This window comes from Streptomyces sp. NPDC048637 (assembly GCF_040650675.1).
Lineage (GTDB): Bacteria > Actinomycetota > Actinomycetes > Streptomycetales > Streptomycetaceae > Streptomyces.
This window is the reverse complement of record NZ_JBEZHQ010000026.1, coordinates 55,914-76,971: the sequence shown is the minus strand read 5'-3', so window position 1 is coordinate 76,971 and position 21,058 is coordinate 55,914. Positions and strand designations below refer to the sequence as shown.

The window sequence follows — 21,058 nt, the reverse complement described above, 5'->3', positions numbered from 1 at the left end:
CTTCACCGCCGCCGGTCGCGGTCGCCGCTGCGCGGACGGAAGAATTCGCCGGCCTCCAGATCCCCGTCGAGGAACCTGCCGGCCACGAACCCGATGGCGCCCAGCGCCGCCACCAGGATGAAGGCGCCGAAGCCACCGAAGTACCCGGCGAAGCCCAGCGCCATACCGGCCAAGAGGCCGACCACGGCCATTCTCATCGTGCGCTCCTTCGCTGCCACTCCGGACGGATCCGGCTACTGGAGCCGCGGCTCCGCTTCCTCTTCTTCGTCTGCCTCGTCGGGCAGCTTGACGTCGCTGACCGCGATATTGACCTCGACGACCTCCAGGCCCGTCATCCGCTCCACGGCGGAGATGACGTTCTCCCGGACCGACCGGGCGACGTCGGCGATGGCGACGCCGTAGTCGACCACGATCTCCAGATCCAGCGCGGTCTGTACCTCGCCGACCTCGGCCTTGACGCCCCGGGTCGCGGTCGCGGACCTGCCGCCGCCGGGCACCCGGTCCCGGACGGCGCCGAGCGTACGGGCGAGGCCGCTGCCCATGGCATGCACGCCGATGACGTCCCGGGCCGCCAGACCGGCGATCTTCTCCACGACACCGTCGGCAATGGTGGTCCGCCCCCGGGTCGCCGGGTCGCCGCTGCCCCGTTTGGCAGGCGCCCTGGGTCCCTCTGCGTGCTGCTGGCTCTCGCTCATCGCCGTATCCCTTTCCGCGGGGAGAAGCGGTCCGCCCGCTCCGTTCCTCACATTAGGTCCGGTATGTCCGTACCGCTCCAGGGATGCGGCAGGAGAGTGCTCCGTACGGCGCCGTCGGGCACACCGCCCTGCCGGGCGGGCGGGTCTGCGGCAGGCTGGGGGCGTGGTCCGGAACGTGTCCGGGAAACGGTCCGCGGACCTTCCGGGAAAGGGGTGACGCGGTGGCCGGGAACCAGTTGGCGCAGACGGTCCGGACGCAGCTCGGAATCGGCCGGGTGCTGCCGCTCGGCGGTCCCGCGGACGGGTCGTGGATCACCGAGCGGGCGGCTGCCGGGGCGCTGCGGGCAGCCGCCGGAACACCGTCCGGTGTCCGCATCGGCTCACTGCGGCTGTCCGTCGCCGATCCCGGCAGCGCCCCCGAGCCGGCGGTGCCGGCGCCGCCGAGTGCCCTGCCGCCCGGACCGCTGCGGATCGAGGCGGACTTCGCCACGGTCGCCGACCGGCCGCTGCCCGCACTCGCCGACCAGGTACGCGCGGCGCTGCTGGAGGCCTCGATCCGGGAGCTGGGGCTGGTGGTGGGCGTGGTGGATCTGCGGGTCAGCGGCCTGCTGGAAGCGGACGAGGCCCCGGCGGAGACCGCGTCACCCCGCCCCGCTCCCGAGGGGGAGGTGCCGCCCGCCGCCCCCGTGACGGGTGACCGGACCGGGGCGACGCAGGACGGCGCGGCGGGGATCGCCGCCGTCGCCCGGGGCGTCGCGGGAGTGGCCCGGCTGGCGCCGGTGCTCGGCGGCCCGTCCCGTCCGGTGCGGCTCACGGACGGGCATGCGCTCGTCCAGCTGGCGACCGCACCCGGTCACCGGGCGCTGGATGTCGCCTGCGCCGTACGGCAGGCGGTGGCGGCCGCGCCACCCGCGCCCTCGACGGTCGCCGTACTGGTCACGGCGGTGGAACGGAGCTGACAAGCCGGCCGGGCACGTCCCTGGGCGCGCCGCCGGGCCGGCTCGTGAGTACGTGAACGGTGCGGTACCGCCGCGGGTGCTACTCCCCCACGCCCGCGAGGTCGCGCAGCCGGCGCGCCTGCGCGGCCCGTTCGGCGCGGCGCTGCTCCTCGTACGAACGGCCCGCGGCACCGGCCAGCAGGGCCTTGGTCTCGATGACGGCATCGCGCGGCGCGGCGGTGAGCGCGGCCGCCAAGTCGGCCACCGTGGCGTCGAGTTGGTCGCCGGGCACCACAAGGTTGGCGAGACCGATCCGCTCGGCCTCCTCGGCGTGCACAAAGCGCCCGGTGGCGCAGATCTCCAGCGCCCGGGCGTAGCCGACCAGTCCGACCAGCGGGTGAGTACCGGTCAGGTCCGGTACGAGTCCCAGGCTGGTCTCGCGCATGGCGAACTGCACATCCGGCGCGACCACGCGCAGATCGCAGGCGAGCGCGAGCTGGAAGCCGGCGCCGATGGCGTGCCCCTGGACGGCGGCGATGGACACCAGGTCATTGCGCCGCCACCAGGTGAACGCTTCCTGGTACTCGGCGATGGCGGCATCCAGTGCGCTGTCCGTGCCGTGCGCCAGATCGATGAACGACGGCTCGCCGTCGAAGCCTTCGGGCGTGAACGCCTGACGGTCGAGGCCCGCGGAGAAGGACTTGCCCTCACCACGCAGCACCGCGATCCGTACGCTTCCCGGCAGCAGCGACCCCGCTTCGGCAAGCGCCCGCCACATGGCCGGCGACTGCGCATTGCGCTTGGCCGCGCCGGTGAGGGTCACCGTGGCGATCGCACCGTCCACGGTGAGTCGCACACCGTCCTTGTCGAGCAGAGTCATCAGCGCCTCCGAGTCAGCCAGCCGCACCTGCGTGCGTAAGTGACTGAACGGTAACCTCCCGGTCGACCGCTCGGCCGACCGGGGGGACACCGTTGCACCCGGAGTCGCGGCTGTCAGGCCGATGCGGCCTTCTTGCCCCTCGTGGCTCCGCCTCGACCGCGCAGGACCACACCGGATTCGCTGAGCATCCGGTGCACGAATCCGTAGGAGCGGCCGGTTTCCTCGGCCAGCGCCCGGATGCTCGCACCGGAGTCGTACTTCTTCTTCAGGTCTGCCGCGAGCTTCTCGCGCGCGGCGCCGGTTACCCGGCTGCCCTTCTTCAGAGTCTCGGCCACCCGTGCCTCCTCGTGGGAAGTGCGCTCTGGACTCTCATGATCACCCCTCCCCGGCTTCCTGGCCACCCATTCCGCAAGGTCGATACGACATCGTTTGCCGGCGGACGCCCGGTCAAGCGGGCCGGAATCGCTCATTCCGACTGCGCGGAAGGCCGTCCGCGCCCGGCCGCCCGCGAGAAGTGGCAGGTCAGGTGGTGTGCGGCCGAAAAGGCGACGGCCGGGTCCCCAGGACCCGGCCGCAGGCCGCAGACTCGCCGGTGTACGAGCCGTTCTCACTCAGATGATGGATCACGCATCGGCCGAATGATCCATACGGCATGATCCATTCGCCGCGGTCAGGCCAGCGCGACCAGATCCGCGTAGTCCTGGCCCCACAGGTCCTCGACACCGTCGGGCAGCAGGATGATCCGCTCCGGCTCCAGCGCGTCCACCGCTCCCTCGTCGTGGCTCACCAGGACCACCGCGCCCGTGAAGGTGTGCAGCGCGCCGAGGATCTCCTCGCGGCTGGCCGGGTCGAGGTTGTTGGTGGGCTCGTCGAGCAGCAGGACGTTGGCGGAGGAGACGACCAGCGTCGCCAGGGCGAGGCGGGTCTTCTCGCCGCCGGAGAGCACCCCGGCGGGCTTGTCGACGTCGTCGCCGGAGAAGAGGAAGGAACCCAGCGTCTTGCGGATGGCGACCAGGTCCATGTCCGGGGCGGCCGAGCGCATGTTCTCCAGGACCGTGCGGTCCGGGTCCAGCGTCTCGTGCTCCTGGGCGTAGTAGCCGAGCTTGAGGCCGTGCCCGGGGCGGACCTCGCCGGTGTCCGGGGTCTCGACGCCGGCCAGCAGCCGCAGCAGGGTGGTCTTGCCGGCACCGTTCAGACCGAGGATGACGACCCGGGAGCCCTTGTCGATGGCCAGGTCGACGTCGGTGAAGATCTCCAGGGAGCCGTAGGACTTCGACAGGCCCTCGGCGGTGAGCGGGGTCTTGCCGCACGGCGCCGGGTCCGGGAAGCGCAGCTTGGCGACCTTGTCGGAGGCGCGCACCGCCTCCAGGCCGGCCAGCAGCTTGTCGGCGCGCTTGGCCATGTTCTGCGCGGCGACGGTCTTGGTGGCCTTGGCCCGCATCTTGTCGGCCTGGCTGTTGAGGGCCGCGGCCTTCTTCTCGGCGTTCTGCCGCTCCCGCTTGCGGCGCTTCTCGTCGGCCTCGCGCTGCTGCTGGTAGAGCTTCCAGCCCATGTTGTAGATGTCGATCTGGGAGCGGTTGGCGTCCAGATAGAAGACCTTGTTGACGACGGTCTCGACCAGGTCGACATCGTGGGAGATCACGATGAAGCCGCCGCGGTAGGTCTTGAGGTAGTCCCGCAGCCAGACGATGGAGTCGGCGTCGAGGTGGTTGGTCGGCTCGTCGAGCAGCAGGGTGTCGGAGTCCGAGAACAGGATCCGGGCCAGCTCGACGCGGCGGCGCTGACCGCCGGAGAGCGTATGGAGCGGCTGGCCGAGGATGCGGTCGGGCAGGCCGAGGCTGGCGGCGATGGTCGCGGCCTCCGCCTCGGCGGCGTACCCGCCCTTGGTCAGGAACTCGGTCTCCAGGCGCTCGTACTTCTTCATCGCCTTGTCGCGGGTGGCGCCCTTGCCGTTGGCCATCCGGTCCTCGTTCTCCCGCATCTTGCGGAGCACGGAGTCCAGATCACGGGCGGACAGGATGCGGTCGCGGGCGAGCACGTCCAGGTCGCCGGTGCGCGGGTCCTGCGGCAGATAGCCGACGTCGCCGGCGCGGGTGACCGTGCCGGAGGCGGGGATGCCCTCGCCCGCCAGCACCTTGGTGAGGGTGGTCTTGCCGGCGCCGTTGCGGCCGACCAGGCCGATGCGGTCGCCCTTGGCGATACGGAAGGAGGCGGACTCGATGAGGATTCGGGCGCCGGCGCGCAGCTCGAGGCCGGAGGCGGTGATCACGGAAAAGCTCCAGGGCAGGAAGACGGCGGATTGGACGGACGGTCCGAGAGCGGGCTGCGCCGTCTAATGAACCCAAGGGAGAACTGCCATAGGAGGCAGTCTAACGGCCCTGTGCAAATGATTTTCCGGGTGGCGGCCGGAGGGACCGGCCCCGTGGGGTGCGCCGGGCAGCGGCCCCTTCGCACCACCGCACGTCGTGGCGCACCACGCGGCGGCGGGCGGCGGCGGACGCGGGGTCAGATCCCGCGTGAGACTGTGACGCAGCTCTCAACGAGCCGCTCCGGCGTCTCTTCACGGGGAGGTTCCCCGGCCGCCCCGCCGTGGCGCTCAGACGCCGCCCGTGTGGACCTGGAACGCCGCGCGGCGGACGGCCTTGGCGAGGGCCGGGTCCGGGTGGGCGGCGGCCAGGGCCACCAGCACCTGGACCGTCCTGGGGTGCCCGACGGCGCGTACCTCCTCCAGGAGGCGTGGCACCGAGCCCTGGACCGCCGAGTCGAGGTGGCGTACGAGGAGCTGGGTCTCGCCGTGGTCGGCGACGGCCGCGGCGGTGTCCACCCACAGCCAGGTCGACTCCTCGCGGGTGAGCACATCGGGCGCGGTCTCCGGGTCGCCGCCCTCGTGCTCGACCAGCCACAACAGGGCGTACGGCCGCAGACCCGGCTCGTCGGCCGCGGCCCGTACGGCGGCCTCGGCCGGGGCGCCGACCGCCCGCAGCGCCTCGAAGGCGAGGCCGCGCAGCAGCGCGTCCTCACCGCGGGCCACGGTCAGCAGCTCCTCGACGGCGGCGCCGACGGAGCGGGCGGCGAGCCAGGCGCGGTATTCGGCGCGGGCCGGTCCCGGGGTGAGCCGGGCGCATCCGCGGAGCATCGCCTCCGCGGACTGTTCGATATTGCCGGCCGGGCTCTGCGCGGCGACACAGATCTGCTCCAGCTTGACCCACACCGACCAGTTGCCGAGCGGTGTCAGCTGCGCCTCGGACACCTCGTGCACGGCCTCCCGGGCGCCGTCCGCCGGCACCAGCGCGCCGACGGTCCGCAGGGCGTCCAGCGCCCAGTCCAGCAGCTCGGCCAGCGACGCCCCCGCGGCGTCGTCGGCGGCCACCGCGGCCTCGTCGGCGCTGCCCGGGGCCGCCGGGTCCTGGCCGTAGGGGACCTCGCAGCGTTCGGTACGCAGTTCGGCGACGCGCTGATCGAGCATGTCGAGCAGCACCGGCAGTCGTTCGGGCCCGGCCGTCAGATGCAGCAGGGACAGCAACTGCGGCAGCGCCTCGACGACTTCGGCGACTATCGCGGGGCCGGCGCCGGCCGGTGCGGGGCGGGCCAGCGACCAGGCGTCGAAGAGCGCGACCCAGCCGCGCAGTACGGCGGTGTCGTCGCGGTCCCAGGCGCGCAGCCGCCAGCCGGGGCGGGCGAGGCCGTCGTGGAGTTCGACGAGCCCGGCCAGCCGGGCCCGGTCCCAGTCGGTGCGGACCTGTTGCGGCGTCAGGCCCAGGGCTTCGGCGGCGCGTTCCGCGACGGCCTTCGGCAGCGCTCCGTCGGGGCCGGCGCGCAGGCTGCCGCCGGCGGCGCCGGCACCGACGCTGTCGGCCCAGCGGGCGAGCCGGGCGGCGCCGGCCAGTACGGCACGGGCCTGGCGGGCCAGTTCCGCGGGCGGCGGCGTGCCCTCGGGTGGGCGGGGCGCCGGGCGCTTGGCCCGGGTTGTCACCGCCCGGCGGGCGGCCGCAACCGGTTGACGGGGGACGAGTCGGAGCCGGGAGTCGCGCGGAGTACGGGACGTCACAGGAGCAGTGTTGCCGCTGTCGGCCCGAAAGCCCAATCGGAACCCGGCTTGCGATCTGCCACGGCGACGTCATCTCACCGACCCATCCCTGATGGGGGGAGTTGTCCCCCCGTATACCCGGGAGCCATCGGGGCGCCGGGGCCGGTGGAGCGGGAAGCGGCCGGTGGGGGCCGGTGCCGGGGACGGCATCCGGCCGGGCCCGGGAGGCGGCGGTGCTACATGAGCGGGGTGAGGAAGCGCCGCAGGGCCTCTTCGTAGCCCGTCGGGTCGGCGTTCCACATCGCGGCGTGCGGTGCGTGCGGGACCGGTTGCAGCGTGATCAGGTCGGCCCGGCGGGCGGCGAAGGAGCGGGAGGCCGTCCAGGGGGCGATCAGGTCGTCGGGCCCGTGGAAGAGCAGGGTGGGAATATCCAGCTCGTCCGGGTCGACGGCGTCGGCGGGATGGTCCAGGGACATTCCGGTGCTGCCCTCGGCGGCGCGTACCACCAGCGGCAGCAGGGCGCGCGGGATCCGCCGGGCGGTGGCCAGCGCGCGGACGGTGGCGTTCCGGTCGAGGACCGGGGAGTCCAGGACGAGGCCGCTGATCCGGTCGCGCAGCGCGGAGTGGGCGGCGGCGCGCAGTGCCATGGTCGCGCCGGTGGACCAGCCGTAGAGGACGACGTCCTGGGCGCCGTAGCGCAGGGCGTAGCGGATCGCCGCGTCCAGGTCGCGCCATTCGGTGTCGCCGAGGTGGCTGACGCCGTCGGCGGTGCGCGGGGCGCCGAGGTCGTTGCGGTAGGACAGGTCGAGGACCGGCAGCCGGTGGCGGTGCAGGAACGGCATGACCACCATGGGGTGTTCGCGGGTGGTGCCCAGACCGTGTGCGGTGATGACCCAGGTGTCGCGTACGCCGGGGACGAACCATGCCGGGAGGGCGCCGAGTTCGCCGGGGATGTCGACGTCGGCGCAGTCGAGGCCGAGGGTGTGCCGGGGGTTGCCGAGGTGCAGCTGCGGGGTGAGCCGCATCCGGTTGCCCGGCCTGAGGGTGCCGTGGGTGACCCGGACCAGACGGCGGACGACCGCGTCGGCGGGGTGCGGGACACCGTGGATGACGTCACCGATCACCGCATGGCAGCCGGAGCCGGTGAGCCCGTACGTGCCGGGCCGCAGGGACGCCAGGCTGCGGGTGAGGGCGATGCGCTCCTCGGTGGCGGAGTGCACGGTGAGGCGGGAGTCGCCCGGGAAGGGCTGGTCCGGCGATGGTTTCAGGGCAATGTCGCTGGCGTACCGGCCGACCGCCACGGCGGCCGCCCCGGCACCTATCACGGTGATGGCGGCCACGGCCGCCGCAGTACCCAGGCGCACCTCATCAGTGTGCGCAGCGGTGCCGGGTGCGGCCACCGGGCGGAGTCGGGCGGGTGACCGGCCGGGCCCGTCCAGTCCGGGCATCCGGACGGGCCCGGGGGGGTGGCGGACGGGTGCGGGCCGCCACCCGGGGCGGGCGTTCAGCCCTGCCGGCCGCCCTGCTGGCCGTAGCCGCGCAGCTGTGCGGCGGCCTCGTCGAGCTCACCGGCCGACAGCAGATTCGGCGTCCGGCCCGGTACGGAGCTCGCGCTGAGCCACACCCGGCACATCCATTCCAGCTGGGCGGTGCGGTCCAGCGCCTGGCCGAGGCTGTCTCCGTAGGCGATGGTGCCGTGGTTCTGCAGCAGGCAGCCGGTGCGGTCGCGGAGCGCCTCGCGCATGTTCGCGGCGAGCTCGTCGCTGCCGTACAGGGCGTAGGGCGCGACGCGGACGGGGCCGCCGAGCGCCGCGGCCATGTAGTGGACCGGCGGGAGTTCGGGGACGAGGGTGGAGACGGCGGTGGCGTACGGGGCGTGGGTGTGGACGACGGCGGTGGCCGTGGTGCTGCGGTAGACCGTCAGATGCATCGGGAGTTCGCTGGTCGGCCGGAGCGCGCCGATGATCTGGCGGCCTTCGAGGTCGACCGCGGTGGTGTCGCCGGGCCCGAGCCGGTCGTACGGGACGCCGCTGGGGGTGACCAGGACGAGGTCTCTGATGCGGCGCGAGACATTGCCCGAGGTGCCGACGACCAGGCCGTCGGTGACCGTTCTGCGGGCGGTGGCGACGAGTTCGCTCCAGGCGGCGGCGAGGTCGTCGGGGTGTTCCTTCATGGGTCCTCCGTCGCGGTGCGGCGAATGCGGATGATGCGGTGCGCGACACCGTACGAGCGGGCCGGGGCACCGTACGCCGGGGGCCCGTCCGACCGGTATCCGCCATATGGGGACTCCTGTGCCTGTGCCGGGGATTGACCTGATTTGAGCTTTCTTGGGTGGCTCGCCCCTTACCGTCGAGGTGATTCCACGACGACAGGACCGCGGGAACGGCTCGTCGGCCAAGCCCATGAAGTTCGCCGACAGATGAGGCGGAAGTGACGCCAGAGGCACCTCCGCGTGAACACTGCGGTGGCGCCATCGCCGCGCCCGTCCCCGTTCACTTTCCGTTCACCCGCTCTCCGTACGGTCCCGAGCGTCACTGACCTTCGAACTGATTGCCTGGGTGAATGGAACACATCACGCTTCTCATCGGGATCGTGATCGTCACGGCCTTGGTGTTCGACTTTACGAACGGCTTCCACGACACGGCCAACGCGATGGCCACCACCATTTCCACCGGGGCCTTGCGACCCAAGACCGCGGTGGCGATGTCGGCAGTGCTCAACCTCGTCGGCGCGTTCTTGTCCGTGGAGGTGGCCAAGACCATCTCCGGGGGGATCATCGACGAGAGCGCCGGCATCAGACCTGAAGTGATCTTCGCCGGCCTGGTCGGCGCGATCGTCTGGAACCTGCTGACCTGGCTCGCGGGTCTCCCCTCCAGCTCCTCCCACGCCCTCTTCGGCGGTCTGATCGGCGCGACCCTGGTGTCCGTCGGCACCAACGGCGTGCACGGCGACGCCGTGGTGATGAAGGTCCTGATCCCCGCGGTGGCCGCGCCGGTCGTCGCCGGTCTGGCCGCGATGGCGGCGACCCGGCTCACCTACCGGCTGACCCGCAACCGCGACGAGGCGGACACCGCCAAGGGCTACCGCGCGGGACAGATCGCCTCCGCCGCCCTGGTCTCCCTCGCCCACGGCACCAACGACGCCCAGAAGACGATGGGTGTGATCACGCTCGCGCTGATCACCGGCGGCGTGGTCGCCCCGCACGCCGACCCGCCGCTGTGGGTCATCGCCTCGGCCGGTGTCGCCATCGCGCTCGGCACGTACCTGGGCGGCTGGCGGATCATCCGCACGATGGGCAAGGGCATCACCGACATCCAGCCGCCGCAGGGCTTCGCCGCCCAGACCGGCGCCGCGGCCACCATCCTGGCCTCCTCCCACCTCGGCTTCGCGCTCTCCACCACCCAGGTCTGCTCCGGCTCCGTGATGGGCTCGGGCCTGGGCCGCAAGGGCGGCGTGGTGCGCTGGTCCACGGCCGGCCGGATGGTCCTCGCCTGGGGCCTGACGCTGCCGGCCGCCGGTGCGGTCGCGGCGGGCGCCGCGTTCCTCGCCGGCCAGGGCGACTGGGGCGTGGCGGCGGTGGCGGTCCTCGGACTGGTCATCTGCGGCGCGATCTGGGCCGCCTCCCGGCGCAAGCCGGTCGACCACACCAACGTCAACGAAGGCCCGGCCGCGGAGCCGGTGGGCGTGGTCACCGCCGCGCTGCGCACCGTCTCCCCGCCCCCGGCAGGCCAGCAGGCCCCGGCGGCCGACGCCCCGGAGACCGGCGCCGCTCCGGCCGAAGCCCCGGAAACCACCGGGATTCCGGCCCAGGCGTCCGGCGCCGACACCTCCACCACCCCGCGCGCCAAGGCCGCGACGGTCACCCGCTAGCTGTCATCACCTAAGGAACTCCATGAGCATCGACTGGGCAGCTCTCGGCCAGGTCTTCGGCGTCACCCTCGTGGTGACGGTCGGGATCGTGGGCCTGTTCACCGTCGGCATCGTCGGCACGTCCCGCAGGCCGGGCCAGGAAGGTGCGGCAGCCGCGGTCGCCGCACCGGGTGCGGGCGCACGGGCCGGCGCGATGACCGCCTTCGGTCTCTGCGCGGCGGCCGTGGCCTATGGCATCTATCTGATCGTTGCCGGCTGACACCGCCGGGCACGACGGACCGGGCGAGGCGTCCGGTGGACCACGGCATCAGCCGTCGTCCGCCGGGCGCCTTGTTCCTTGTTCGCCCCGTCCGCCGAGCGCGTCATCGGCCTGCCGGGCCAGCCGGTCGGCGATGGCGGTGCCGCCGCGGCCGTTGAGATAGGCGGACACCCCGATCTGCACGACCTTGCTGAAGGTCTGGTAGTGGGCGCTGCGCGGGCGCGGTGCGGCCGCCAGCAGCGCCTCGTGCAGCGTGCGGGGGTCGGGCCGGGGCTCCGGTCCCGTGGCGCCGTGCTCACCGCGTTCCGCGCCGTCGGGCGGCAGCGGGCAGTGCGGCGCCGTGGCCGCCGCCCGGTACGCCGAATCGCGGGTGGCCGCGAACCCCCGCTCCAGCAGACAGCGCTCGCTGCCGGGGCTGGTCAGCGCCTCGATCAGGGACCGGGCGCCGGCCGGCCGTTCGCTGCCGGCCGCGAGGGCGAGATTCTGCCCGCCCAGCACGGACATCCGTTTGCCGTCGCTGGGGCGGGCCGGCAGCTGGGTGACGTCGAACTGCTCGCCGGGGGTGAGCTTCTCGGCGACCGAGGCGTATTCGACCGGCCAGTTGCGCATGAACAGCGCCCGGCCGTCGGCGAACCAGCGGCGGCTCTCCGTCTCATCCATCGTGGTGGCCTCGTGCGGCATGATCGAGTCGAGCCGGAGTTTGAGGTCGGCGATGCCCTGCTGGAGCGCGCCGACCTGCTCGCCCTTGGTGAAGCTGGTGGCGTCCGGGTCGCCGCCGTTGACCCAGGCCGACTCCAGGGTGTTGACGGTCAGCCCCTCGTAGGGCCGCAGCTGGGCGACCATGCCGTACATCGTGGGCCGCTGCTTCTTGTGGTCCGTGGCGGCGTCCCGGGCGGCCTTGCGGTTGTAGGCCTGCGCCACCTCGGTCGCCACATCCTTCAGCTCGCCCCAGTTGGACGGGGCGCCATGGCCGTACTCACGGAGGATGTCCTTGCGGTAGTAGAGCAGTCCGGCGTCGGTATTGAAGGGCACCCCCCACACCTTGCCGTCGTACTCCACGGTCTTGGCCACGCTGTCGAGGAAGTCGCCGTCCAGGCCCGTGGCCCAGGGACGGATCACGCCCGCCTCGGCGAACTCCGTGGTCCAGGCGACATCGAGGTTGAGCACGTCATAGCCGCCGTTGCCGGACTGGCCCGCCGCCAGCAGCTGGCTGCGCTGGCCGTCGGCGGTGTCCGGGAGCCGGACGATCCGGACGGTGCGGCCGGTGCGCCGCTCCCAGTCGTGGATCAGGTCCTGACGGACGCCGGAGCTGCTGAGGTCGCTGCCGGTGGCGAGGACGATCGCGCCCTTCTCCGGGACGAGTTGCTCACCCGGCGTACAGCCGCTCATCGCGAGCAGCAGGGCCAGACCGGCCAGGGCGGCGGGTGCGGCGGTGCGTGGAGCGGTCATCGGTCCCCCTGCGTGGCCGTGCCGATGGAGGCGACCCGCCCGGCCAGGGTGTCGACGGCCTGCGGGCCGCCGGGCACACACTGGCCGTGGGAGGCGTCGGCCAGCCGCTGGAGGGCGAAGGTGTCACAGCCGGACTTGCCCATCACCAGCGCCAGGACGGGCACTTCGGGCCCCTCCTCGACGAGGGTGCCAAGGGTCCGCTCCACGCCCGCCGCGCGCCCCGGGCCCGCACCGTCGTCCTGGTCGAGGATCAGCACAATGGCCTTGTTGGTGGCCGGGGACTTCTTCATCCGGCGCACCGCGCGGGTCAGCGCCTCCTCCATCGCGGCACCGTGCTCGACCAGTTCGCCGCCCGCGATCCGGTCCAGCGCGGCCCTGCCCGGGGCCGGGTCGGCGCTGCCGAGCGGGACCAGCTCGCGCACCGCGTCGGCGTCGGTGGGGTGCGCCCGGTCCGGGAAGGCCCACAGGCCGTAGGTATGGCGTGCGCCGACCATCTCCAGGACGCGCCCGGCCGCGTTCAGGGCGGTCGGGAGCCGCCCGCCGTCCGCCATGGAAGTGGAGGTGTCGAGGAGGATCAGCACCTGGCTGGACCGCTGTGCCTTGTCGTAGCCGTCCAGCACCTGGGACACCTGGTCCGGGTCCGCCGTGAAGGGGACGGTCCGGGCGACGGGGCTGACGTCCGCGCGGCTGTCGAGCAGCGGTGAGCCCGGCCCCGGGCCGGTGCCTTTCACCCCGCGGTAGCCCTGTGCGGTGAGGGTGCGCTGTCCGCCGTCCGGGGCGCGCAGCCAGGTCGCGAAGCCCGCCACGGCGGCCTGCCGTGGGGTGGCGTCGGTGGTGCCGTGCCAGTCGACGCGGATCAGCGGGTGGTCCAGGGCGGGGACGTTCTCGGGGTAGTAGGCGACGTACCGGTTGCGGAGCGGGAGCGCGGCGTCCAGGGCCGGGCAACTGCCGGTGGCGCGGCCGAGGTTGTAGTCGGCGAGGGACTTCTCCGACACCAGCGGCGCGGACTTCGTACGGTCGACGGCGCCGGCGGCGTCCGCGTCGGGGCGCAGCGAACACAGCAGTTCGGTGCTGCCCGCGTACTGGCTGCCCGGGGCGGACAGCCGCTCCTCGGCGTGCCGGGCGAGGGTGAGGTCGGGCGCGCCGGGCGAGGCGGTGCCCGCGCTGTCGTGGGTGAGGTAGAGGCCGATGGTGTGCAGCAGCCCGGTGCCGGACAGCGCCGGGCTCGGCCGCAGGAGCCGGAGGTCGCGGTGGCTGCGGTCGGTGCCGGTGAGCAGCTCCCGCCAGGAGGCGCCGGCCGGTTCGACTTCGTCCAGCCGTTGGCGCGCCGGGATGCCGACGACCAGGGGGGTGTAGGCGACCGGGGCGTTGTAGTGCAGGGTCGCCGGGGAACCCTTGGCGGGCATCCCGCGGCGGGCCGCGTAGTAGTCGGCGGTGGATTCGGGGATCCAGATGTCGGGCTGTGGTCCGGGCCGGTGGAGAGGGTCGATGCCCTTGTCGCCTGGCCCGCCCTTGCCGGTGCCCTGGGCCTCGCCCTGCCAGCGGCCGGCGGCGGCGAAGCCCTGGTCGACCTGGTCCTTGGCGGCGGAGTAGACGGTGATCTGGGCGCGCCGGCAGCCGTCGGGGAGGTCGCCCCCGCCGTTGAGGGGGCGGGTGTTGGCGTCGGACATCTCGTAGTCGAAGGCCGCCTGGCGCAGCGCGGGTTCGGCCTCGGGGGCGGTCAGCAGCCGCAGTTCGAGGGCGGGCGGGCAGGCTTCCGTGCCGTTCGGGAGGTTCAGCAGCACGACGCCCGCGGTGGCCGGTACGAGGATGATCGCCAGCACCATCAGGATGCGGAACCAGTGCCGGAAGGAGGCGTTCAGCCGGCGGCGTAAGCGGACCCGCAGCGGGGTGGGCGGCCGGATCTCGGGGGTGGCGAAGGACAGGATGACGTCGTCGACGGTGTTCTGCTTCGCGGAGCGGGGCTCCCAGACGTCGCCCATCGGGGTCCGCTCTCCGGCGAGTTGTTCCCGCAGCTCCCGGACGAGGTCCTCGAAGGTGACGAACCGCTTGCCGGGGATGCCCTGTTCGAGGGTCTGCCGCAGGGCGCGGGTGAAGACGCTGCCGCCGGTGGGCTCCTCGCCGCTGAAGATCCGGCGGTTGGGCTGCGCGGCCATCAGCAGCGACATGGGGGTGCGGCAGGCGTGGAAGGCTTCACCGGCGTTGCCGGCGTAACAGCACTCCAGGACGATCACGATCCGGTCGGCCCGTGCGTTGTCCAGGTAGGACAGCACCATGTCCTGCCAGGAGACGGTCTTGTGACGCCGTTCCGACGCACCGACCATGAGCTGGAGATTGCCGCCGTCCGGGCCCACCCGGCCGTGGCCGGAGAAGTAGACCAGCAGCAGTCCGCGGGCCTCCTGGGTGACGGTGTCCAGCGCCTGTTCGACCTCCCATGGCTCCTGGGGCCGGCAGATGACGACCTCGCCCTTGGTGAACAGATCGGTGCCGGGAGCGAGCAGGACCCGCTCCAGTTCCTGGGGGTTGTCCCGCACCGCCGGGAGCGGACGCAGATGCCGGTAGTCGTCGACACAGATCAGCAGCGCCCGGTTGACCTTGCCCCGTGCGTCGTATTCGGACATCCGGCTCAGTCCCCGGTGGTGCTGCCGCCCCCGTTCGCCGGGCTGCCGGGATCGGGGCGTCCGGGGGCCGGGGCGCCCGGTCCGGGGTCGCCGAGTGCGCGCAGCTCGCCGTCCCCGCCGCCGACCGCCACGGCGGGCCGTTCGCCGGTGTCGCGTTCCTCCCTGCGGCGGCGCAGCCATTCGCGCAGGGCGATGCTCAGGCTTTTGGTGATCTCGGCGGCGACCGCGCCGACGACGACCAGGATCAGGTCGTCGACGCCGATGGCCATGTCGCCGGGGCCCTCGTCGCACTCCCCCGACGGCCGCAGTTCCCAGTCGTGCGCCCGCTGGGTCAGCCAGGGCTCCCGCTCCAGCCAGGCCTTGAGGTCCTCGACGTCCTGGTCAGGATTGTTGGTGCCCGTGATCCTGATACGGATCTCATGACGGTCAGCGCGCTGCGGCATCCCCCGGCCCCCTTCCGGCGGCCCCGTCGCCGTGCACCAGATAGTGACGCGGGATCAGGTGTGCAGGCAACCGTCTGTGACCCGACTGCCACGCTGTGGCGTGCACCACAGCGCCTGCCATACGGCAGCGTCGCAGGTCAAGGGTGAGTTGACGGGCATTCGCGGGGCGTGGTGGACTGCCGGAGCCATTCGGCGACAGCTGAGGAAGTCCGGTGCGAATCCGGCGCGGTCCCGCCACTGTCACCGGGGAGCGTTCCTCCAGCGAAGGCCACGGTCCGCCTCGCACACGTCGGATTCGGCTGACGTGCGCGGGACTGGAAGGCCGGAGGACACGCCGATCCGGGAGCCAGGAGACTCTTGTCGCCGTCACGTCGAGCCAGGGCGCGGACCCTGAGTGAGGACATACCGCCATGCCCGGCCGCCCCGTGAGATCCCCACTGCCCGCTGCCGCAGGTCCCTTTCGAGGCCTGACGGCGGGCTGATCCGATGCGCGGCGAACACGCGGGATATGCGTGCGGCGCGGCCCTCGGCTTTCTCGGCGACCTGATCGCGGCGGATCCGCGGCGCGGCCATCCGGTGGCCGCGTTCGGCCGGGCCGCGGGCGCCGTCGAGCGCCGGCTGTGGCGCGACCACCGCGGCTACGGGGCGGTCCATACCGCGCTGTGCGCGGGCGGTGCTGCCGCCGGTGCCGCGCTGCTCCAGCGCGCCGTGCGGGGCACCGCTCCCGCTTCTCCGCTGTCGCTCCGTGGTGGCGCGGGGGTCGCGCTGACCGCGGCGACGGTCTGGGCCGTGCTGGGCGGCACCTCGCTCGGCCGGGAGGCACGGGCCGTCGGCGGGGCGCTGACGGCGGGTGATCTGGACGTGGCGCGGGAGCGGCTGCCGCATCTGTGCGGGCGCGATCCGCAGGCGCTGGACGGGCCGCAGATGGCCCGCGCCGTGGTGGAGTCGGTCGCCGAGAACACCTCCGACGCGGTGGTGGGCGCCCTGGTGTGGGGCTCGCTGGGCGGCGTGCCCGGCCTGGTGGCGTTCCGCGCGGTGAACACTCTGGACGCGATGGTGGGGCACAAGTCGGCGCGCTACCGCCGCTTCGGCTGGGCCGCGGCCCGGCTCGACGATCTCGCCGGCTGGCCCGGCTCCCGGCTGACCGCCGCGCTGACCGTGCTCGCGGGCCCCGACCGGCGCGGTGCGCTGCGGGCCTGGCGGGCGGACGGCGGTGCGCATCCGAGCCCCAACGCGGGCCCGGTGGAGGCCTCGTTCGCGGGGGCGCTGGGCGTACGGCTGGGCGGCACACTGGCGTACGGCGGGCGGGTGGAACACCGTCCGGTGCTCAACGGCGCGGCGCCGCCGGTGGCGGCGCCCGACATCGAGCGGGCGGTGCGGCTCTCCCGCCGGGTGAGCGCGCTGGCGCTGGCGACGACGGTGGCGGCGCGGCTGGTGGCCGGCGCGGCGCTGCGCACACGACAGCCGGGTTCCCGGCGCAGGAGGAGCCGGTGAACGGGCGGTTGAAGGCATCCGGCGGGGCGGTCGGCGGTGGGCTGCTGGTGGCCGGTACGACGTCCGACGCCGGCAAGAGCGTGGTGACGGCGGGCATCTGCCGCTGGCTGGTCCGGCAGGGCATCCGGGTGGCGCCCTTCAAGGCGCAGAACATGTCGCTGAATTCGTTCGTCACGCGCGAGGGCGCGGAGATCGGACGGGCCCAGGCGATGCAGGCCGCCGCGGCGCGGGTGGAGCCGACCGCGCTGATGAACCCCGTCCTGCTCAAGCCGGGCAGCGACCGCAGCAGCCAGGTGGTGCTGCTGGGGAAGCCGGTCGGCGAGCTCAGTGCCCGGGGGTACTTCGGGGCGTCGTCCGCGGGGAAGACGCCTTACGCGGGCCACCGGGAGCAGTTGCTCGGGACGGTGACCGACTGCCTTCAGGAGCTGCGGCGTACCCATGACGCGGTGATCTGTGAGGGCGCCGGCAGCCCCGCCGAGATCAATCTGCGGCGGACCGACATCGTGAACATGGGGATCGCGCGGGCCGCCCGTATCCCGGTGGTCGTGGTCGGCGACATCGACCGCGGCGGGGTGTTCGCCTCGTTCTTCGGCACCACGGCGCTGCTGTCCAAGGAGGACCAGGCGCTGGTCGCGGGGTATCTGGTCAACAAGTTCCGGGGCGATGTGACGCTGCTGGAGCCGGGGCTGGAGATGCTGCGCGGCCTCACCGGGCGGCGGACGCTGGGCGTGCTGCCCTTCGCGCACGGGCTCGGCATCGACGAGGAGGACGGCCTGCGGGTGTCGCTGCGGGGCGCGGTGCGCGAGAGCGTGGTGGCTCCGCCGCACGGCGCGGATGTGCTGCGGGTGGCGGTCTGTGCCGTACCGCTGATGTCGAACTTCACGGACGTGGACGCACTGGCCGCCGAACCGGGTGTGGTGGTGCGGTTCGTGGACCGGGCCGAGGACCTCGCCGACGCCGACCTGGTGGTGCTGCCGGGGACCCGGGGCACGGTGCGGGCGCTGGAGTGGCTGCGGGAGCGCGGGCTGGCGGACGCGATCGCCCGGCGGGCCGCCGAGGGCCGGCCGGTGCTGGGCATCTGCGGCGGCTACCAGATGCTGGGCGCGCACATCGAGGACGAGGTCGAGTCCAAGGCGGGCGCGGTCGACGGGCTGGGGCTGCTGCCCGTACGGGTGCGGTTCGCGGTGGAGAAGACGCTCGCGCGGCCGTCCGGCGAGGCGCTGGGCGAGCCGGTGGAGGGGTACGAGATCCACCATGGTGTCGCCGAAGTGACCGGCGGGGATGAGGCGTTCATCTCCGATGGCCAAGGGCGCAGCCTGGACGGTTGCCGGGTCGGCTCCGTATGGGGCACGCACTGGCACGGCGCGCTGGAGAGCGACGGCTTCCGCCGGGCGTTCCTGCGGCGGGTCGCGGCGGACGCGGGCCGGGCGTTCGTCCCGGCCCCCGGCACCAGCTTCGCCACCCTGCGCGAGGAGCAGCTGGACCGGCTGGGCGATCTGATCGAGGAGCACGCGGACACCGGCGCGCTGCTGCGGCTGATCGAGGAAGGGGTGCCGGAGGGACTGCCGTTCGTGCCTCCGGGGGCGCCATGAGGGGTACACACACGACGAATCCGGAGCTCGACGGCGACGTGGAGGACGACACAGCATGACAACCGCGCACAACACGACCCCGCAGTACCCCTTCACCGCAGTGGTCGGGATGGACGATCTGCGGCTCGCGCTGCTGCTGAACGCGGTGAGCCCCGCGGTGGGCGGCGTGCTGGTCCGCGGGGAGAAGGGCACCGCCAAGAGCACCGCCGTCCGGGCGCTGTCGGCACTGATGCCGGCCGTGGACGTGATCAGCGGCTGCCGCTTCGCCTGCGCCCCGGCCGTGCCCGACCCCGGCTGTCCCGACGGGCCGCATGAGACGGGTGCCGTCGAGGAGCGCCCGACGCGGATGGTCGAACTGCCCGTCGGCGCCTCCGAGGACCGGCTGGTCGGCGCGCTGGACATCGAGCGGGCGCTGTCGGAGGGCGTGAAGGCCTTCGAACCCGGCCTGCTGGCGGATGCGCACCGCGGCATCCTGTACGTCGACGAGGTCAATCTGCTCCATGACCACCTCGTAGACCTGCTGCTGGACGCGGCCGCCATGGGCGCCTCGTACGTGGAGCGCGAAGGTGTCTCCGTACGGCACGCGGCCCGCTTCCTGCTCGTGGGGACGATGAACCCCGAAGAGGGCGAGCTGCGGCCGCAGTTGCTGGACCGGTTCGGCCTCACCGTCGAGGTGGCCGCCTCGCGCGAGCCCGACCAGCGGGTGTCGGTCGTCCGGCGCCGGCTGGCCTACGACGCCGATCCGGCCGGCTTCGCGGCCGACTGGGCGGCCGAGGAGGACGAGCTGCGCGGGCGTATCGCCGCGGCCCGGGAGCTGCTGCCGCGGGTGACGCTGGGCGATGCGGCGCTGCGGCAGATCGCCGCGACCTGTGCCGCGTTCGAGGTGGACGGGATGCGCGCGGACATCGTAATGGCGCGTACCGCCACGGCGCTGGCCGCATGGGCGGGCCGGACGGACGTCCGGGAGGAGGACGTCCGGCAGGCGGCGCTGCTGGCGCTGCCGCACCGCCGGCGCCGCAACCCCTTCGACGCCCCCGGCCTGGACGAGGACAAGCTCGACCAGACGCTGGAGGAGTTCGGCGGCGCGGACGAGGGCACGGACGGCGACGACGACCCGGAGCCGGACGGTCCGGACGGCGGTCCCGACGGGGGCGGCCCCGACGGCGGCGGGCATCCGCCGCAGGAGGGCGGGCCGGAGGAGTCGCCGCTCCCGCCGGAGGCCGAACTCCCGCACCAGCAGGACCGGGAGGCCCCGCAGTCTCCCCAGGCCCCCGAGCAGCCCGGACAGGCCGAGCAGCCCGAGCCCGAGCCGGAGAGCGCGCCTCAGGGCGGCGCGGCCGGGGAGAAGGCGGCGGTCGGGGCCACCGAGCCGTTCAAGACCCGGCGCCTCGATGTGCCGGGCCTGGGCGAGGGCGCGGACGGCCGCCGCTCCCGTGCCCGGACCGCCCATGGCCGGACCACCGGGGCCCGGCGTCCCCAGGGCGCCCTGGGCAAGCTGCATCTGTCGGCGACCGTGCAGGCCGCGGCACCGCACCAGCGGGCCCGTGGCCGCAGCGGGCGGGGACTGGTGGTGCGCCGGGACGATCTGCGCGAGGCGGTACGCGAGGGGCGGGAGGGCAATCTGGTCCTGTTCGTCGTGGACGCGTCCGGTTCGATGGCGGCGCGGAAGCGGATGAGCGCGGTCAAGGGCGCGGTGCTCTCGCTGCTGCTGGACGCCTACCAGCGGCGCGACAAGATCGGCCTGATCACCTTCCGCGGGACCGGCGCCGAGCTGGCGCTGCCCCCGACGTCCTCGGTCGAGGCGGGTGCGGCGCGGCTGGAGCAGCTGCCGACGGGAGGCAGGACGCCGCTGTCCGAGGGCCTGCTGAGGGCCCATGAGGTGCTGCGGGTGGAGCGGATGCGGGATGCCTCGCGGCGGCCGCTGCTGGTGGTCGTCACCGACGGCCGGGCGACCGGCGGCCCGGAGCCCGTCGTGCGGGCCGGCCGCGCCGCCCGGCTGCTGGCCGGTGAGGGCACCGCCTCGGTGGTCGTGGACTGTGAGGCGGGTCCGGTGCGGCTGGGTCTTGCGGGCGAGCTGGCCCGTGAGCTGCAGGGCACCGCGATCACCCTCGACGAACTGCGCGCGGACAGCGTCTCCGCGCTCGTACGGACCGTGCAAGGCAACAGGAAGGCCGCGTAATGCCGCAGGGACAGCCGTCCGTCGTACCGAACGACGGGCTCACCACCCGCCAGCGCCGCAACCGTCCGCTGGTGTTCGTCCACACCGGCCAGGGCAAGGGCAAGTCCACCGCCGCCTTCGGGCTGGCGCTGCGCGCCTGGAACCAGGGCTGGCCGGTCGGGGTGTTCCAGTTCGTGAAGTCGGCGAAGTGGAAGGTCGGCGAGGAGCGGGCGCTGAAGGTGCTCGGGGAGTCCGGTGAGGGCGGCACCGTCGCCTGGCACAAGATGGGCGAGGGCTGGTCCTGGGTGCAGCGCGACATCGCCTCCAGCGAGGACGCGGCGCGCGAGGGCTGGGAGCAGGTCAAGCGGGATCTGGCCGCGGAGACCTACAAGCTGCTGGTGCTGGACGAGTTCGCCTATCCGCTGAAGTGGGGCTGGATCGACACCGACGAGGTGGTGTCGGTGCTGCGCGACCGCCCCGGGACCCAGCATGTCGTCATCACCGGGCGGGGCGCCCCCGAGGCGCTGCTGGACTTCGCCGATCTGGTGACGGACATGACCAAGGTCAAGCACCCGATGGACGAGGGCCAGAAGGGCCAGCGGGGCATCGAATGGTGACCGTGGTGAGCGCGG

18 protein-coding genes and 1 riboswitch are annotated in these 21,058 nt (G+C 73.4%); of the genes, 7 read left to right on the top strand and 11 right to left on the bottom strand.

Annotation, left to right across the window (positions count from 1 at the left end; all coding sequences use genetic code 11):
• Nucleotides 1-2 precede the first annotated feature (2 nt).
• Together AB0C46_RS27790 and AB0C46_RS27785 are read right to left on the bottom strand one after the other, a co-directional pair.
• A complete protein-coding gene (locus tag AB0C46_RS27790) occupies nucleotides 3-197 on the bottom strand; it encodes a hypothetical protein (RefSeq protein WP_362831076.1) in 195 nt (64 codons plus the stop codon).
• Nucleotides 198-233: 36 nt separating this feature from the next.
• Nucleotides 234-695 carry an Asp23/Gls24 family envelope stress response protein gene (locus tag AB0C46_RS27785; RefSeq protein WP_362831075.1) on the bottom strand — a complete coding sequence of 154 codons (462 nt, stop codon included), beginning with the start codon at nucleotides 693-695 and terminating at the stop codon, nucleotides 234-236.
• A 221-nt stretch (nucleotides 696-916) separates the two neighbouring features.
• Here AB0C46_RS27785 and AB0C46_RS27780 point away from each other — a divergent pair, with 221 nt between their 5' ends.
• Nucleotides 917-1,654, top strand: a complete 738-nt coding sequence (locus tag AB0C46_RS27780; protein WP_362831074.1) for a hypothetical protein — start codon at nucleotides 917-919, stop codon at nucleotides 1,652-1,654.
• A 79-nt stretch (nucleotides 1,655-1,733) separates the two neighbouring features.
• On the opposite strand, the gene AB0C46_RS27775 is transcribed toward AB0C46_RS27780, so the two are convergent.
• The 6 genes from AB0C46_RS27775 to AB0C46_RS27750 form a co-directional block, all read right to left on the bottom strand.
• Nucleotides 1,734-2,513, bottom strand: coding sequence for an enoyl-CoA hydratase/isomerase family protein (locus tag AB0C46_RS27775; RefSeq protein ID WP_362831073.1), 780 nt, complete (start codon nucleotides 2,511-2,513; stop codon nucleotides 1,734-1,736).
• A gap of 113 nt (nucleotides 2,514-2,626) precedes the next feature.
• Nucleotides 2,627-2,848: a helix-turn-helix domain-containing protein gene (locus AB0C46_RS27770; RefSeq protein ID WP_006606369.1), complete on the bottom strand. Its 222-nt coding sequence runs from the start codon at nucleotides 2,846-2,848 to the stop codon at nucleotides 2,627-2,629.
• A 335-nt stretch (nucleotides 2,849-3,183) separates the two neighbouring features.
• Nucleotides 3,184-4,782, bottom strand: a complete 1,599-nt coding sequence (abc-f, locus tag AB0C46_RS27765; protein WP_362831072.1) for a ribosomal protection-like ABC-F family protein — start codon at nucleotides 4,780-4,782, stop codon at nucleotides 3,184-3,186.
• Between the two features lie 327 nt (nucleotides 4,783-5,109).
• Complete coding sequence (locus tag AB0C46_RS27760; RefSeq protein WP_362831071.1) at nucleotides 5,110-6,561, bottom strand: hypothetical protein; 1,452 nt, start codon at nucleotides 6,559-6,561, stop codon at nucleotides 5,110-5,112.
• A gap of 215 nt (nucleotides 6,562-6,776) precedes the next feature.
• Nucleotides 6,777-7,904 (bottom strand): alpha/beta hydrolase, encoded by a 1,128-nt coding sequence (locus tag AB0C46_RS27755; RefSeq protein ID WP_362831070.1) that lies wholly within the window; start codon nucleotides 7,902-7,904, stop codon nucleotides 6,777-6,779.
• 140 nt (nucleotides 7,905-8,044) lie between these two features.
• Complete coding sequence (locus tag AB0C46_RS27750; RefSeq protein ID WP_362831069.1) at nucleotides 8,045-8,713, bottom strand: class II aldolase/adducin family protein; 669 nt, start codon at nucleotides 8,711-8,713, stop codon at nucleotides 8,045-8,047.
• Between the two features lie 389 nt (nucleotides 8,714-9,102).
• Here AB0C46_RS27750 and AB0C46_RS27745 point away from each other — a divergent pair, with 389 nt between their 5' ends.
• On the top strand, nucleotides 9,103-10,410 hold the full coding sequence (locus tag AB0C46_RS27745; protein ID WP_362831068.1) for an inorganic phosphate transporter: 1,308 nt from the start codon (nucleotides 9,103-9,105) through the stop codon (nucleotides 10,408-10,410).
• Between the two features lie 22 nt (nucleotides 10,411-10,432).
• Complete coding sequence (locus tag AB0C46_RS27740) at nucleotides 10,433-10,669, top strand: hypothetical protein (protein WP_362831067.1); 237 nt, start codon at nucleotides 10,433-10,435, stop codon at nucleotides 10,667-10,669.
• A gap of 48 nt (nucleotides 10,670-10,717) precedes the next feature.
• On the opposite strand, the gene AB0C46_RS27735 is transcribed toward AB0C46_RS27740, so the two are convergent.
• Genes AB0C46_RS27735 through AB0C46_RS27725 form a run of 3 tightly spaced genes read right to left on the bottom strand, consistent with a single transcriptional unit; the run spans nucleotide 10,718 to nucleotide 15,182 of the window.
• Entirely contained in the window at nucleotides 10,718-12,118 is a 1,401-nt protein-coding gene (locus AB0C46_RS27735) for an extracellular solute-binding protein (protein WP_362831065.1), read from the bottom strand.
• Nucleotides 12,115-14,739 (bottom strand): VWA domain-containing protein, encoded by a 2,625-nt coding sequence (locus AB0C46_RS27730; protein ID WP_362831064.1) that lies wholly within the window; start codon nucleotides 14,737-14,739, stop codon nucleotides 12,115-12,117. The genes AB0C46_RS27735 and AB0C46_RS27730 overlap by 4 nt, the downstream gene beginning before the upstream one ends.
• Before the next feature lie 5 nt (nucleotides 14,740-14,744).
• Complete coding sequence (locus tag AB0C46_RS27725; RefSeq protein WP_362831063.1) at nucleotides 14,745-15,182, bottom strand: hypothetical protein; 438 nt, start codon at nucleotides 15,180-15,182, stop codon at nucleotides 14,745-14,747.
• Nucleotides 15,183-15,382: 200 nt separating this feature from the next.
• A riboswitch (cobalamin riboswitch) is annotated at nucleotides 15,383-15,539 on the top strand.
• 129 nt (nucleotides 15,540-15,668) lie between these two features.
• Between AB0C46_RS27725 and AB0C46_RS27720 the strand changes: the two genes are divergently transcribed.
• Genes AB0C46_RS27720 through cobO form a run of 4 tightly spaced genes read left to right on the top strand, consistent with a single transcriptional unit; the run spans nucleotide 15,669 to nucleotide 21,043 of the window.
• Nucleotides 15,669-16,676: a cobalamin biosynthesis protein gene (locus AB0C46_RS27720; RefSeq protein ID WP_362831062.1), complete on the top strand. Its 1,008-nt coding sequence runs from the start codon at nucleotides 15,669-15,671 to the stop codon at nucleotides 16,674-16,676.
• Nucleotides 16,673-18,268, top strand: coding sequence for a cobyric acid synthase (locus tag AB0C46_RS27715; protein ID WP_362831061.1), 1,596 nt, complete (start codon nucleotides 16,673-16,675; stop codon nucleotides 18,266-18,268). Before AB0C46_RS27720 ends, AB0C46_RS27715 begins: the two co-directional genes overlap by 4 nt.
• A gap of 55 nt (nucleotides 18,269-18,323) precedes the next feature.
• On the top strand, nucleotides 18,324-20,447 hold the full coding sequence (locus tag AB0C46_RS27710) for a putative cobaltochelatase (protein WP_362831059.1): 2,124 nt from the start codon (nucleotides 18,324-18,326) through the stop codon (nucleotides 20,445-20,447).
• Nucleotides 20,447-21,043 (top strand): cob(I)yrinic acid a,c-diamide adenosyltransferase, encoded by a 597-nt coding sequence (cobO, locus tag AB0C46_RS27705; RefSeq protein WP_018091818.1) that lies wholly within the window; start codon nucleotides 20,447-20,449, stop codon nucleotides 21,041-21,043. The genes AB0C46_RS27710 and cobO overlap by 1 nt, the downstream gene beginning before the upstream one ends.
• The last annotated feature ends 15 nt before the right edge of the window (nucleotides 21,044-21,058 follow it).

Coding starts and splice junctions, on each gene's coding strand:
- AB0C46_RS27790 (WP_362831076.1), bottom strand. CDS start 197: ATGAGAATGGCCGTGGTCGGCCTCTTGGCCGGTATGGCGCTGGGCTTC.
- AB0C46_RS27785 (WP_362831075.1), bottom strand. CDS start 695: ATGAGCGAGAGCCAGCAGCACGCAGAGGGACCCAGGGCGCCTGCCAAA.
- AB0C46_RS27775 (WP_362831073.1), bottom strand. CDS start 2,513: ATGACTCTGCTCGACAAGGACGGTGTGCGACTCACCGTGGACGGTGCG.
- AB0C46_RS27750 (WP_362831069.1), bottom strand. CDS start 8,713: ATGAAGGAACACCCCGACGACCTCGCCGCCGCCTGGAGCGAACTCGTC.
- AB0C46_RS27745 (WP_362831068.1), top strand. CDS start 9,103: ATGGAACACATCACGCTTCTCATCGGGATCGTGATCGTCACGGCCTTG.
- AB0C46_RS27740 (WP_362831067.1), top strand. CDS start 10,433: ATGAGCATCGACTGGGCAGCTCTCGGCCAGGTCTTCGGCGTCACCCTC.
- AB0C46_RS27735 (WP_362831065.1), bottom strand. CDS start 12,118: ATGACCGCTCCACGCACCGCCGCACCCGCCGCCCTGGCCGGTCTGGCC.
- AB0C46_RS27730 (WP_362831064.1), bottom strand. CDS start 14,739: ATGTCCGAATACGACGCACGGGGCAAGGTCAACCGGGCGCTGCTGATC.
- AB0C46_RS27725 (WP_362831063.1), bottom strand. CDS start 15,182: ATGCCGCAGCGCGCTGACCGTCATGAGATCCGTATCAGGATCACGGGC.
- AB0C46_RS27720 (WP_362831062.1), top strand. CDS start 15,669: ATGCGCGGCGAACACGCGGGATATGCGTGCGGCGCGGCCCTCGGCTTT.
- AB0C46_RS27710 (WP_362831059.1), top strand. CDS start 18,324: ATGACAACCGCGCACAACACGACCCCGCAGTACCCCTTCACCGCAGTG.
- cobO (WP_018091818.1), top strand. CDS start 20,447: ATGCCGCAGGGACAGCCGTCCGTCGTACCGAACGACGGGCTCACCACC.